11 protein-coding genes are annotated in these 15036 nt (G+C 42.5%); 8 read left to right on the forward strand and 3 right to left on the reverse strand.

Annotation, left to right across the window (positions count from 1 at the left end):
* The first annotated feature begins 22 nt into the window (after window positions 1-22).
* A complete protein-coding gene (gene radA, locus CCS41_RS04505) occupies window positions 23-1411 on the forward strand; it encodes a DNA repair protein RadA (RefSeq protein WP_119797288.1) in 1389 nt (462 codons plus the stop codon).
* A gap of 189 nt (window positions 1412-1600) precedes the next feature.
* A protein-coding gene (locus tag CCS41_RS04510; RefSeq protein WP_240313850.1) for an IS5 family transposase occupies window positions 1601-2424 on the forward strand; the annotation gives its coding sequence in 2 pieces (ribosomal slippage) (window positions 1601-1988 and window positions 1988-2424; 825 coding nt in all).
* Between the two features lie 165 nt (window positions 2425-2589).
* On the opposite strand, the gene barA is transcribed toward CCS41_RS04510, so the two are convergent.
* Window positions 2590-5406, reverse strand: coding sequence for a two-component sensor histidine kinase BarA (gene barA, locus CCS41_RS04515; RefSeq protein WP_072550473.1), 2817 nt, complete (start codon window positions 5404-5406; stop codon window positions 2590-2592).
* A gap of 109 nt (window positions 5407-5515) precedes the next feature.
* On the opposite strand from barA, the gene sbcB reads away from it, so the two are divergent.
* Window positions 5516-6958, forward strand: coding sequence for an exodeoxyribonuclease I (gene sbcB / locus CCS41_RS04520; RefSeq protein ID WP_162859990.1), 1443 nt, complete (start codon window positions 5516-5518; stop codon window positions 6956-6958).
* Between the two features lie 72 nt (window positions 6959-7030).
* On the opposite strand, the gene leuO is transcribed toward sbcB, so the two are convergent.
* Window positions 7031-7987: a transcriptional regulator LeuO gene (gene leuO / locus CCS41_RS04525; RefSeq protein ID WP_072550474.1), complete on the reverse strand. Its 957-nt coding sequence runs from the start codon at window positions 7985-7987 to the stop codon at window positions 7031-7033.
* A 1012-nt stretch (window positions 7988-8999) separates the two neighbouring features.
* On the opposite strand from leuO, the gene leuA reads away from it, so the two are divergent.
* The 5 genes from leuA (at window position 9000) to CCS41_RS04550 (ending at window position 14588) form a co-directional block, all read left to right on the forward strand.
* On the forward strand, window positions 9000-10565 hold the full coding sequence (gene leuA / locus CCS41_RS04530) for a 2-isopropylmalate synthase (RefSeq protein WP_072550475.1): 1566 nt from the start codon (window positions 9000-9002) through the stop codon (window positions 10563-10565).
* 2 nt (window positions 10566-10567) lie between these two features.
* The gene (gene leuB, locus CCS41_RS04535) at window positions 10568-11674 is read left to right on the forward strand and encodes a 3-isopropylmalate dehydrogenase (RefSeq protein WP_072550476.1); all 1107 of its coding nucleotides are present in this window, start codon (window positions 10568-10570) and stop codon (window positions 11672-11674) included.
* Window positions 11675-11676: 2 nt separating this feature from the next.
* Complete coding sequence (leuC, locus tag CCS41_RS04540; protein ID WP_072550477.1) at window positions 11677-13104, forward strand: 3-isopropylmalate dehydratase large subunit; 1428 nt, start codon at window positions 11677-11679, stop codon at window positions 13102-13104.
* Window positions 13104-13724: a 3-isopropylmalate dehydratase small subunit gene (gene leuD, locus CCS41_RS04545; RefSeq protein ID WP_072550478.1), complete on the forward strand. Its 621-nt coding sequence runs from the start codon at window positions 13104-13106 to the stop codon at window positions 13722-13724. The genes leuC and leuD overlap by 1 nt, the downstream gene beginning before the upstream one ends.
* A 546-nt stretch (window positions 13725-14270) precedes the next feature.
* Window positions 14271-14588 (forward strand): hypothetical protein, encoded by a 318-nt coding sequence (locus tag CCS41_RS04550; protein ID WP_162859991.1) that lies wholly within the window; start codon window positions 14271-14273, stop codon window positions 14586-14588.
* 74 nt (window positions 14589-14662) lie between these two features.
* Here the strand turns inward: CCS41_RS04550 and sgrT are convergent, their stop codons facing one another.
* Entirely contained in the window at window positions 14663-14830 is a 168-nt protein-coding gene (gene sgrT, locus CCS41_RS04555) for a glucose uptake inhibitor SgrT (RefSeq protein WP_072550480.1), read from the reverse strand.
* Window positions 14831-15036 lie beyond the last annotated feature (206 nt).

The following is a 15036-nucleotide window of genomic DNA, read 5'->3' on the forward strand; positions in this document are numbered from 1 at the left end:
TAACCAAATAGAGGTAAGCACAGTGGCTAAAGTAGCAAAACGCGCATTTGTCTGCAATGAATGTGGTGCAGATTACCCACGTTGGCAGGGGCAGTGCAGCGCCTGTCTCGCCTGGAATAACATTACTGAAGTGCGTATAGCGGCAACATCCTCTCCTTCTGTTATGCGTAATGAGCGCTTTGTAGGCTACGCTGGCGAGAGCGGTATCAATAAAGTGCAACAATTATCGGCAATCAGTCTCAAAGAACTTCCTCGTTTTTCTAGCGGATTTCAGGAATTCGACCGCGTACTAGGTGGTGGCATAGTCCCCGGGAGCGCCATTCTTATCGGTGGTAGCCCCGGTGCCGGTAAAAGTACCTTATTATTGCAGACACTATGCAAACTCGCCCCCCAAATGAAAACCCTGTACGTTACCGGCGAAGAGTCGTTACAACAGATAGCAATGCGCGCTCACCGTCTTGGTCTGGCTACCGCTAATCTGAATATGCTATCGGAAACCAGCATTGAACAGATTTGTTTGATCACTCAGCAAGAGCAGCCACGACTGATGGTTATCGACTCGATCCAGGTGATGCATATCGCCGACATCCATTCGTCACCAGGCAGCGTAGCACAGGTGCGGGAAAGTGCTGCTCATCTGACCCGTTTTGCTAAAACCCACGGAGTGGCAATTATTATGGTCGGGCACGTGACAAAAGACGGCGCGCTAGCTGGCCCCAAAGTGCTAGAACATTGTATCGATTGTTCTGTGATGCTCGACGGCGAGAGTGATTCTCGCTTTCGTACGCTACGTAGCCATAAAAATCGTTTCGGCGCCGTTAACGAACTGGGAGTATTTGCGATGACAGAACAAGGGCTACGTGAGGTGAATAACCCTTCTGCAATTTTCCTTAGTCGTGGCGATGAAATGACCGCTGGCAGCTCAGTGATGGTGGTGTGGGAAGGCACCCGCCCTCTATTAGTTGAGATCCAGGCATTGGTAGATCATTCTATGCTGTCTAATCCACGCCGTGTAGCCGTGGGACTCGAGCAAAATCGTCTGGCGATATTGTTGGCGGTTTTACATCGTCATGGCGGTCTGCAAATGTCAGACCAAGATGTCTTCGTCAATGTTGTCGGCGGAGTGAAAGTCACCGAGACAAGTGCTGATTTGGCGTTATTACTGGCTTTGGTTTCCAGCTTTCGTAATCGTCCCTTACCACAAGACGTCGTTGTATTCGGTGAAGTAGGTCTGTCGGGGGAAATCCGGCCAGTACCCAGTGGACAAGAGCGTATCGCTGAAGCCGCTAAACACGGTTTTACCCGTGCCATTGTCCCTTATGCCAATATGCCGAAAAAAAAACCATCCACAATGCAGGTATTTGGTGTGAAAAAATTGGCGGCGGCATTGGAAATATTAGATGACTTTTAATCAATAGCTTTTTTATTTATTAGACCTCTTCGGAAACTATAGCAGGCGCCATGTAACGTGATCACTTTTGTTAATAAATATTAATTAATATCAATATGTTATTTCTGATTTTCATAATCAACTGATACGGCGCCTGCTATAGCATTCATGTAGGAATGTTGTTAAAAATCTCCTGAACAAGGAGCCCCCATGAAATATGAACAAATAAAGGTATTGGAAGAGGAAAAATTTCGGCGCTTAACCGGAGTTAAACGCAGTACATTTGAAAAGATGATAAAGATATTGAATGAAGCAGATAAATGTAAGCAAGGGAAAGGAGGTCAGAAACCCAAGCTGGGTTTAGAAGATCGCTTATTAATGGCCCTTGAGTATCTACGCGAATATCGCACTTATTTTCATGTTAGCCGAAGCGATGGGGTGAGTGAGAGCACCTGCTATGAAACGATTAAATGGATAGAAAATACGCTAATAAAGCATCCTGATTTTGCACTCCCTGGACGCAAAGCTTTATTAAAAAGTGATAGGGAGTATGAGCTCGTTCTTATTGATGCCACAGAAACGCCGATTGAACGTCCCAAAAAAAACAAAAGCAGTTTTACTCAGGAAAAAAGAAACGACCCACCTTAAAAACCCAAGTGATCGTCGATAAAAAAAGCAAAGCAGTCATCTGTACAAGCTTTACTCATGGGAGGCGTCATGATTTTAGGTTGTTCAAAGAGTCTGGCGTGCGAATACATCCTGAAATCAAAACAGTGACAGATACAGGTTACCAAGGGCTTGGCAAGATCCATTCAAACTCGGCGTTGCCTAAGAAAAAGACAAAGAAAAATCCCTTAACAAAAGAAGATAAACGCAACAATCGTGAGTTATCAAGCCAGCGTGTATTAAACGAAAATGTCATTGGTATGATTAAACGATTTAAAATCGTATCAGATCGTTATCGAAACAGGCGAAAACGTTTTGGATTACGATTTAATCTGATTGCAGCAATTTATAACATGGAAATTAGATAAATCAGAGTTTCCGAAGAGGTCTATTGTGTCACGCTAATTTGGTTGCCAATATATCATTCTATCTCTGTTGCAACACGCTTTATTATGGCAAAGTGTTAGTAGACTTTTTATAAAAAACATCTTATAGAAATAAGATTATTATTTTGATTAACTATAATAATATATTTATAAATGCAGTCGTGCCGCTTGAGTGACATTATTAATCTCATCTAATAATTCCAACCATTCCGGTTGTAAGCTTTGTAAATCTAGCTGTCGGCGTAATTGTTGTTCTATAGTGAAACAAATTTGTTTCAAACGAGGTACACCGCAATATGCACAACTGCCATGCAGTTTGTGGATTAAAGATAAAAAATCTTCATCACTGATCATTGGAGTTTTTTCATCATCAACAATAGCTTGTACACACAGGGTCACTTGCGGCAGTAATTCCAGCAGCATACGCAGTAAGTCATGAGCTAAATCCTCTTTGTTCGCCGCGTGCTGCACCGCAAGCGACCAATCTAATGATTTCAGTGTCGATTCTGTGTGCAGCTGAATCGTTGTTTGCTCTGTTGTCTCCTGGCTATCAACCTGATCATAGCCAGGAAGGGCCTGACCACAATCACGGTGAAAGGAGGGATAATGCGACAAATGATAACCAGAAAGTGCCAACGTTAGCTGTGCTTCGTCAATAGGTTTGGCGAGATAATCAACCATACCCATTTTTAAAAAATGTTCCCGTTGACCACTGACTGCATGAGCAGTCACTGCAATAATAGGTGTATTCTGATGTTGGGGTATCTTATGAATTAATTCACTGGCACGGATACCATCCATCCCCGGCATCTGAATATCCATTAAGATAATATCCAGTGCCATCTTTTCGGCAATCGCCAACGCTTTACTGCCACTTTCACATAAAATAGTTTCTGTTACCTGTTCTTCCAGCAAAGTGCCAATCAGTTTCAAATTGGCGGGGTTATCGTCTACCGCCATCACACGAAAAGGTAAACGCTGCCGGATAGGTTGCTCTTTTTGCTGAGTCAAATAACAAATTGAATTTTCCGATAACAGTAAGGGAAATAATCGGTTGGCAGATATCGGCTTAATCATGCAGGCTTTTGCGCCCATTTGTTTGAGCTGTTCTGCATCAACCTGTGATTGACTGGGTAATGCCAGGATCACCTGATCGGCGAGTCCTAGCGCGGTGATTAATTTATCCTGATGATCTACCGTATTAAGCGACACACCAACCAGCAGAAAATCATAATGTTGCTTGGGCAGTTGCTCCAGATTTAAGCTATGAGTGAGATGTAATGGCGTATTATCTAGAATATGCAACGTGGCCTGCGCTGCAAGCGGGTTACTTTCGATATATGCTAAGTGTTTACCTACCAGTGATTTCATTGAAATAGGTTGATGGCTCATGTTTTCATTCACTGCTAAAGTAATGTCAAATTTAAATATCGAACCATGATTTAATTGGCTGGAAAAATTGATGTTACCGTCCATCTCTTGTACCAATCTTTCTGTGATAGTTAAACCCAGGCCAGTACCACCGTGACGACGTGAAATACTGGCATCAGCCTGACCAAATGCTTGAAATAAACGAGGATATTGTGCCTCAGAAATTCCAATTCCAGTATCGTGAATTTCTATCGTTAATCTAACATTACCTTCGGTCTGGCTCGATACCTTAACCCAGATAGAAATATTTCCTTTTTCAGTAAACTTAATGGCGTTTCCCAACAGATTGGTGATGATCTGTTGTAAACGCATGGAATCGCCGACCAAATGATTTGGCACATCATTATTGACATGAAGAATGAGTTCCAAACCTTTTTCATGCGCAGTATGCGCCAATAAAATAATCACTTCATCCAGGGTTGTTCGTAACAGAAAGGGGATCTGTTCCAATATTAATTTTCCTGCTTCCAACTTTGAAAAGTCTAGTACATCATTGATAATAGCCAACAAATTGTTGGCTGACCGCTGAATGGTCTGCAAATAGTCGATTTGGGTCGGTGTCAATGATGTTTTTAGTGTCTGACGAGTAAAACCGATCACGCCATTCAGTGGTGTGCGTAACTCGTGAGATATATTAGCGACAAACTCAGATTTAATACGCGCCGCCTCTTGCGCACGTTTTTTCGCTAATTCCAGTTCAACATTCTGAATTTCCATTTGCTCAAGCGTTTCAAGTAAATCTGAGGTGGCCTGATCAACATTCTGCTGCATTTCTTCATGATAAGCCGCCAACGACATGGCCATTGAATTAATGCCATTTTTTAGCATATCCAACTCACCGAGCATACTGCCCGCTACACGGCTGTCTAGCTGACCACGACGAATATGATCCACGGTATTCACCATATTGCGAATAGGTTCGGTAACATCGAGCATTAAACGATAAGCAAATAACATGGCGACACCGAGGCAAAACAACAGTAATAATACGGCGATCAAGACTTCTTTGAATTGTTGCGAATGGGCGGCTTGCAGATCCAAATCGATGGCAATATAACCTAATGAGTGAGGTGCCATATTGGCTCGCGGATCATTTGGCGGCAAATGATCACGCGATAAATAGGATTCAGAGACGATCGGCATTTGCAGAAGTAACGAATTACCCCGCTTGGTCAATATCAATGAGTGAAATACCGGCAGCTTCAAACGAAGCTGTGAAGAATTGTAATTATAATTAGAGGTGACAAAAAGCTTATTATCTGCATCAAATACGGCAATTGAGCGCACAATATCCGAATGTCGACGATGCAGTAAATTAATTAGCTGCCTCATGGCATCCCGATTACGAAAAGTCATCCCATATTCACTGGCAACAGCTAACGGCTCAATAATACCGGTACCGGCACTCACAACCTGATTTTCCAGGTCGTTATAACGATTTATCATAAAGGAAGTACTCAGCAACAACCCAAGCAAAAGTGTAGGTGCCAAGATTAAGACCATCATACGCGTACGGAGGCTGTATTTTGTCATGATATTCCAATGTGAAAAAATAGACTTCTTGCAAAACCGTAGCGAGGGGCGTGAAAGCGAAAAAGCGCAGCCAAGCCACCGAAACTTACATTTAAACGAGCCAAACATTATGTCAAATACCCTGTCAAAAAGAACCCAACAAGCGACATTTTACGTGCATGATTATGAAACCTTTGGTCAAAATCCAGCGTTGGATCGGCCAGCACAATTCGCAGGGGTACGCACTGATCTGGATTTCAATATTATTGAGGACCCATTGATTATTTATTGTGCACCGGCTGATGATTATCTTCCTCAACCTGAAGCGGTAATGATAACCGGCATTACTCCACAACATGCCCTGATTCAGGGTGTTAAAGAAGCCGAGTTTTCCCGCCAGATCCATCAAGCTTTTAGCGTTGCCGGTACCTGTATTCTCGGTTATAACAATATTCGATTCGACGATGAAGTCAGTCGTAATATTTTTTACCGCAATTTCTATGATCCGTACGCCTATCATTGGCAAAACGGTAATTCACGCTGGGATCTGCTCGATGTTGTCCGTGCTTGCTACGCTCTACGACCAGAAGGTATTAACTGGCCAAAAAATAACGAGGGATTACCCAGTTTTAAACTGGAACATTTGACCAAAGAAAATGGTATCGAACATCTAAACGCACATGATGCCATGTCGGATGTCTATGCCACCATCGCTATCGCTAAACTGGTAAAGCAAAAACAACCCCGTTTATTCGACTATCTTTACCAATATCGCAATAAACACAAAATCAGTGAACTGATCGATATCGTGGAGATGACACCTTTGGTACACGTCTCTGGTATGTTTGGTGCATTGAAAAGTAATACTAGTGTGGTGGCACCACTCGCTTGGCACCCTGAGAATAAAAACCAAGTGATTACCTGTGATTTGACCGCTGATATCTCGCCATTATTGAATTTGGATAGCGATACCTTGCGCCAACGCCTTTATACCCGCCACGATCAACTCAGCGCAGAGCAAACGGCAATACCACTCAAATTAGTGCATATTAACAAGTGTCCGGTACTGGCAAAAATGAATACTTTGCTAGAAGAAAATCGTGAACGACTGAATATCGATTGCCAAACTTGTTTAAAAAATAGACAGTTATTATTACAGAACCCTCAAGTAAGGGAAAAAATAGTAACACTGTTTGCACAACAACAACCTTTTCCTGTGATCGACGATGTCGATGCCAAGTTGTACGATGGATTTTTCAACGATGCGGATCGAACAACGATGAAAATCATCCAACAAACCTTGCCACAAAATTTGCCTGCATTGGATCTGCACTTTCAAGATCCAAGATTAGCGACGTTATTTTTCCGGTTCCGTGCCAGAAATTATCCCAGTACGTTGGATGACGGTGAACAACAGTGCTGGCTACATCATCGGAAAGCCGTTCTCAACCCAGAACGTATCAACAAATATGTGCTACAACTGGAGCTATTTTATAATCAATATCAAGATGACAAAGAAAAGTTGGCCTTGCTGAAAGCCTTATTTGCGTATACCCGTCAGTTAGCGGAATGATGTGATGGCGTGGCGCACCATGAATGTTGACGAAGCGCCACTTAAAGCGGTGACTAAATCAATGTGACAGTATTAAGCCGATAAACTAAATTGCCCCAATAGCTTTTTCATCCACTGATGACCTTTATCTCTGTCAGTTGATTCATGCCAAGTAAGATGACAAGCTCGGGTAGTATTTTCCCAAGGCAATTCAATGAGTTTTAAATTAAGCGCTTCACCACATGACAGCAGCAACCAACGAGGAGTAATGGCTACAAAATAAGTTTGTGATACAATACTGAGCACACTATTCATATCTGTGCTTTCATAGGCGATCGCTTGCGTACTTTCACTCGATTGATAATAAGGTTCACTAAATGAACCTTTTTTATCCAGTGAAACAACAGCATGAGATTCAAGAAACAGCTGCTCCTTAGAGATAGCATCATGAATACGCGGATGATTTTTTGAAACGGCCAAAACCAGTTCATCATTAAATAGCGGTATCTGATGAAAATCTGGACGTTCAAACTCGGTGTAACTAATAACAAATTCAGTTTCTTGGTAACGTAATTGATGTTCAATATTGTCGTTCAGATAGGATCTGATCGCCAACTGTACGTAAGGCGCGGCTTGTCGCACACGGTTCACTATCTGAGCAGTGAGTCGAACATCCAAAGGGCTACAAATTGATAAATTAAATACACGCTCACTGTTTGTGGGTTCAAAACCGGCACCGGGTAATTCGTTGTGTACCAATTGTAACGCTTGACGCACTGGGCCGAAAAGCTGACGCGCCCGTGAAGTTGGTTGTATACCGCGACCATAACGAACAAAAAGTTCATCATCAAACATGATTTTTAAGCGCGCTACCGCATTACTTACTGCAGGTTGTGACATCCCTAACGATTGTGCCGCACGCGTTACGTTCTGCATTTGCATCACAGCATCGAACACTGTTAACAAATTTAGGTCAACTCCTCTCAGATGTACGTCAAATGATTCTTTTCGCGTTACTTGATTAGCTGTTACTAAGTTATATTCAGACATGCTTAACTCCACTAAGCTTTATGCAAATGATGCTATCAGCCGAGGAGCTTTACAAAAACCATCCTAAACACAAGAGGGTAGAAATGCTGAAGCTCTCGCAACTAATAGAATCAATGATCTAAATTGTTGTCACTTTTATAGATAACAATTGAGTCTCGTCCTTGCCAAAATTTAAATTTTTTTACCTGATTTACCCTCCCTAATCATTAATAAATTTATTATTAAACAAGAATACAAATAAGTATGTCTTTTAATTACGACTACAAGTCGAATACCATTGATTCACCGTGATGATAACACAGTTACACGCCAAAAAATTTAGCATGAATCAGTGAATAATCATATTAAAAAATGTGATTCACGCTAATCATGCCATTAGTAAATAATTAATTCATCAATTAACGCTTATGAATTATTAATTCAAAGAGCAAATGATTCAACAGAAAAATATTTTTTTATAATGATTTTAAAAAAATTAAAATGTAAAGAGTAAATTATCTCTTTAATTAATACGAAAAAAAGTAACGACTCATTCGTTTTAACATTACTGATAATTTTTAACATTTACTGATAGTTTAAAAATATTACCTTTCTCCTAACCTGAAAAATACCACACTAGCCTAATACTATTTACTGAGCTTATCTATTGCGCAAGAATGAGTAATAAGATCAATTAAAAGAATATAAGTAATGAACTCGATTTATAAACAACAGCCTGTTCTATCTTATCCTATGATGAAAATCACGTGATTTATCATAAAAAAACAAGTTGACATCATTTTAAAATTCACGTACTAATTTGACTAACGAAACGGTTATCAAATTTGAGATCAACTTTTATGTTCTACAGAGACCTACTACTCAGCCTACTGCTCAGCGCCTCTTTTTTGCGCGGTAGCCTGGTGGATGGAAATCGAAGCTGATTAGAACATCAAGATTAACCAAGCCGCGCAAATGCGCGGTTTTTTTTTGTTCGTCCAACGCAAAAACAACGATAAAAAGGAATAATTCAATGAGCCAACAAGTGATTATTTTTGACACCACTTTGCGTGATGGTGAACAAGCATTACAAGCCAGCCTCGGCGTAAAAGAAAAACCACAAATTGCTTTGGCACTGGAAAAAATGGGCGTTGACGTGATGGAGGTGGGTTTTCCTGTTTCCTCACCAGGAGACTTTGAGTCGGTACGAACTATTGCGCAAGAAATAAAAAATAGCCGTGTCTGTGCGCTAGCACGTTGTATTACTAACGATATTGATGTTGCTGCCGCCGCATTACGTGTCGCCAAGGCTTTTCGTATCCACGTTTTTTTAGCTACATCCACTTTGCATATCGAATCAAAATTACAGAAAACTTTTGCCGATGTCATGGCAATGGCTATTGCCTCAATAAAACACGCTCGCAATTATACGGATGATGTGGAATTTTCTTGTGAAGATGCCGGGCGCACACCGATTGATAATTTGTGTCGTGTTGTTGAAGCGGCAATCAATGCAGGTGCTACTACCATCAATATTCCCGATACCGTTGGCTTTACCACACCTTATCAATTTGGTGGAATCATCAGCAATTTATATCAACGAGTTCCTAACATTGATAAGGCGATTATCTCTGTCCATTGTCATGACGATTTAGGTATGTCAGTGGCCAATTCAATTACTGCGGTGCAAGCCGGAGCGCGTCAAGTAGAAGGTACTATTAACGGTTTGGGTGAGAGAGCCGGTAATTGTTCGTTAGAAGAAGTTATTATGGCGATTAAAGTCCGTCAAAAAATGTTAGCAGTGCATACCGGCATCAATCACCAAGAAATTTATCGTACGAGTCAATTGGTGAGTAAATTGTGCAACATGCCAATCCCTGCCAACAAGGCCATCGTGGGTAGTAACGCCTTTGCCCATTCATCCGGTGTTCATCAAGATGGCATGCTGAAAAACCGTAAAAATTACGAAATTATGACCCCGGAATCCATTGGCCTGAAAGAAGTTCCATTTAATCTAACTTCTCGCTCAGGCCGTGCTGCGGTGAAAGATCGGATGACAAGAATGGGTTATCAAGATAAAGATTATAATTTGGATTCTCTCTACAGTGCCTTTTTAAAGTTAGCAGATAACAAAGGACAAATTTTTGATTATGATCTGGAGGCCTTAGTTTTCATTAATAAACAACAAGAAGACACTGAATATTTTCGTCTTGATTATTTTAGTGTTCAATCAGGTTCCAATATTCTAGCAACGGCGTCGGTTAAATTGGCCTGCGGAGAAAAAATTAATGCCGAAGCCGCTACCGGTAATGGTCCCGTCGATGCACTCTATCAGGCCATCAACCGCATCAGTGGATATGCCATCAAACTCACAAGTTACAAACTGTCAGCAAATGGACAGGGTAAAGATGCCTTCGGTCAAGTCAATATCTCGGTCGAATCTCAGGGAAATCACTTCCACGGGGTAGGTCTGGCGACCGATATTGTCGCCTCATCCGCTCATGCTTTGATTCACGCATTAAACAATATTTGGCGTGCTCAACAAGTCGAAAAAAAGAAAAAACAATATCTACAACAAAATCATCAGGAGGTCATATAAGCATGAATAATGTCGCCGAGGAAAAAAAATATCATATCGCCCTATTACCTGGAGACGGAATCGGTTCAGAAGTCATGGCTCAGGCAAAAAAAGTATTACAGGCGATTGAACAACGCTTTGCTATCACTGTCACCACGACAGAATATGATGTCGGGGGCGTTGCCATTGATCGCCACGGCAGCCCATTACCTGCCACTACACTCGCTGGATGTGAACAAGCTAACGCGATCTTATTTGGCTCCGTCGGGGGGAAAAAGTGGGAGCATTTGCCACCCGCAGAACAACCGGAACGGGGTGCTTTGTTGCCGTTACGTAAACATTTTAAATTATTTAGCAACCTACGACCTGCTCGCTTATACCCAGGTTTAGAAAATTTTTGTCCACTACGCAGCGATATTGCGGCTAAAGGTTTTGATATTCTGTGTGTTCGTGAGCTAACCGGGGGCATCTATTTCGGTCAGCCCAAGGGACGTGCAGGCCAAGGCATGGAAGAACACGCCTTTGATACCGAAATCTATTATCGTTATGAGATTGAACGGATCGCACGTATCGCCTTTGAATCTGCCCGTCAACGCCGCAGCAAGGTAACGTCAGTCGATAAAGCCAATGTATTACAAAGCTCGATGTTATGGCGCGAAGTCGTCAACAGTATTGCGACCGATTACCCAGATGTCACACTGTCTCATCTTTATATTGATAATGCCACCATGCAGTTGATTAAAGATCCCTCTCAATTTGATGTGTTGTTATGTTCCAACTTATTCGGTGACATTCTGTCCGACGAATGCGCAATGATCACAGGTTCTATGGGTATGCTGCCTTCTGCCAGCTTAAACGAAAAAAACTTTGGGCTGTATGAGCCGGCCGGCGGATCGGCACCGGACATAGCCGGTCAAAACATTGCCAACCCTATCGCCCAGATCCTGTCTCTGGCTTTGTTATTACGTTTTAGTTTAAGGGAAAAAGCGGCAGCCACGGCTATCGAACAGGCAATCACCCGAGCACTGGAAGAAGGTCATCGCACTGCTGATTTGGCCGGTGAGGGTAACACAATAGGAACGCACGAAATGGGTGATGTGATTACCCGCTTAATTACCCAGGAGGCATAAAAATGGGCAAGACACTGTATCAAAAACTGTATGATCCCCATATTGTTTACCAAGCGAAGAATGAAATCCCGTTGTTGTATATTGATCGCCACTTGGTGCATGAAGTGACTTCACCGCAGGCGTTCGATGGTTTACGCGCAGCAGGACGCCCAGTGCGTCAACCGGGAAAAACCTTTGCCACCATGGATCATAACGTATCGACACAAAGCAAAGACATTAATGCCAGTGGTGAGATGGCACGTATCCAGATGCAAGCCCTGATCAAAAATTGTGCCGATTTCGGTATCTCCTTATATGATTTAAATCACCCTTATCAAGGGATCGTGCACGTTATCGGCCCAGAACAAGGGATGACCTTACCCGGGATGACCATCGTTTGTGGTGATTCACATACCGCAACCCACGGTGCCTTTGGCGCACTGGCTTTCGGCATCGGCACCTCGGAAGTCGAACATGTACTCGCTACACAAACGCTGAAACAAGCACGGGCGAAAACGATGAAAATCGAGGTTAACGGTGATGTCGGTGCAGGTATTACCGCAAAAGACATCGTACTCGCCATTATTGGCAAAACCGGCAGTGCCGGTGGCACCGGTCATGTGGTGGAATTTTGCGGCAGCGCAATTCGCGCACTGAGTATGGAAGGCCGCATGACATTATGTAATATGGCGATTGAAATGGGTGCCAAGGCAGGTTTAGTGGCACCAGATGAAACCACATTCGCCTATTTAAAAGGCCGTCAGTTCGCACCAACGGGTGAATTATGGCAACAAAGCCTCAATGACTGGCGTACATTGCAATCGGATAATGATGCGCAATTCGATACGGTTATCACCCTAGATGCCAGTACTATCGCGCCACAAGTCACTTGGGGTACCAATCCCGGGCAAGTCATCGCGGTCAACCAAACGATCCCCTCGCCAGAATCTTTCAATGATCCCGTTGAACCAGCATCTGCTGAAAAAGCATTGGCTTATATGGATCTGTGCCCAGGTATTAAATTAAGCGAGGTCGCTATTGACAAAGTCTTTATCGGCTCCTGTACTAACTCACGTATTGAAGATTTACGCGCTGCCGCTGTGATCGCACGGGGGCATAAAGTGGCCAGCGGCGTACAAGCGATAGTAGTACCGGGTTCAGGCCCGGTAAAATCACAGGCTGAAGCAGAAGGATTGGATAAAATTTTTATCGAGGCGGGTTTTGAATGGCGTTTACCCGGTTGTTCAATGTGTTTAGCGATGAATAACGACCGTTTGCAACCCGGTGAACGTTGTGCCTCCACCAGCAACCGCAACTTCGAAGGACGTCAAGGGCGAGGTGGTCGTACACATCTGGTCAGTCCAGCGATGGCGGCAGCGGCAGCAGTAAATGGTCATTTCACTGATGTGCGCAAATTTTCTACAATCAGCCACTCATCGGAGACAGCATAATGACAGTACCTACTCAACACCCCTGTTTTACTCAACACCAAGGTTTGGTTGTGCCATTAGACATCGCTAACGTGGATACTGATGCGATTATCCCAAAGCAATTTCTACAAAAAGTCAGCCGTACAGGTTTTGGACAACATTTATTTAATGATTGGCGTTTTCTGGATAATGCAGGCCAAGTAGCCAACCCTGAATTTGTACTGAATCATCCACGTTATCAGGGAGCGAGTATTCTGTTAGCTCGTGAGAATTTTGGTTGTGGTTCTTCGCGTGAACACGCGCCCTGGGCACTGAGTGATTTTGGTTTCAGGGTGATGATTGCGCCAAGTTTTGCCGATATCTTTTATGGCAATTCGATTAACAATCAGCTGTTGCCGGTCATACTCAACGAAAAGGATATCGATAGGTTATTCCAGTTAGTTGCAGAAAATGAAGGCATCGAATTCATTGTTGATTTAGAAGCACAAACCGTTAACGCGGCGGGGGAAAGTTATTCCTTTGAAATCGACAGCTTTCATCGTCATTGTATGATCAATGGATTAGACAGCATTGGCTTAACACTACAGCATGAGAGTAATATTTCTGCGTACGAACAACAACAACCGGCGTTTTTGCGTTGATGATAATCAATCAGTGATTACAAGCAGATGCCCTTTAATAGCACCTTGACAACAAAGTGACAGAGCGGTATCTGCTTTTTTGTACTGACACTATTTCTGCAGAAAACTCAAACTATCTGTTTAAACATAACTAATAATTAGATCGCTATTTTCTTTAATTATAAATAAGTTATACAATTAATATTATTTGCGTAACCGCTTATGAACACGCTTTACTGTGCCGATCTAGCACAATGTGTAGAGATATTGTCCACTAGCGACAGACCACCCATTGGCTTTTTTCACCAAAACAGATATCAAAATAATAAAATTATCAACCTGTTTGTCGCTAATTTTTATTGACCAGATTACTTTGACAACTCGCCTACAAAAAATAAGAGGAATTAAATGATGCCAGAACCAGCCTCTATCCCTGCCAGCAGTGCCTCACAAACGCACAATATGCAACCCGATAGCTCACAACAATCACGTCCTAAGAGTTGCTTTTATAGACTCATAGAAACTTGTAACAATAGCTTTCAAAAACTGATACTGGGGGAGGAAAGAATGAAAAAAATAAAACCAAAAGCTGACCTCGCTCTAGCTGATTATGAAAAAAATTATCCTCCAAAAAATCAAAAACATAGTTTTGTCGTAAACATCGCAAGTATTCTCAACGAAAGCAGCGGCGTACCAGCCCCTCGGTCCTCATCAGCACCATTGATGCATAATCGTCTTGCCGAGACAAAAGAGGAGACACCACGGAAACCAGGTCGTCAGGCAGATCAGGAAAGTGACAATCAGGAGGGAGGCAAACTCGCTTCCCACCGACTAGGCAGCGTAAAGATGGGCAATTTTACTACAGGAGCCTTTTCCCCTACATAACCCTATCAGAATAGTGTTTCTCCGTAGAACACGGGTGGATTTGCTGCCTGCAAATCCACCGAATTGATCAGTAATCATCGCTTTTGGCTATACTTTGGGTTTGACAGTTGTGAAGCATTCCACTGAATTAATTGTGCTAAAGTTTGTAATCGCCACTGTGTTGACACCCAAGGTAACCAATCGGCATCCTGAATAGCAGAGAAATAACGCTGATAAAATTCTCTAGATAAGTAAGCTTGCATAATCTTTCCTCCACAACTTTTACAGCAAACGATTATAAGCATAGTATAGTGGGTAGATAATTCACACACTTTTACTGGATGTTTATTTGAAACCGAAACACTTACCATCCTTACGTACTTTAACTGAGGCGACAAAACTCTCTGTGACTTGACTGCACGTAACAACCGATCATTTTTTCACAGTACTAACAGGCAATGCGCCGGCT

The organism is Candidatus Fukatsuia symbiotica (assembly GCF_003122425.1).
GTDB classification, from domain to species: Bacteria; Pseudomonadota; Gammaproteobacteria; order Enterobacterales; family Enterobacteriaceae; genus Fukatsuia; species Fukatsuia symbiotica.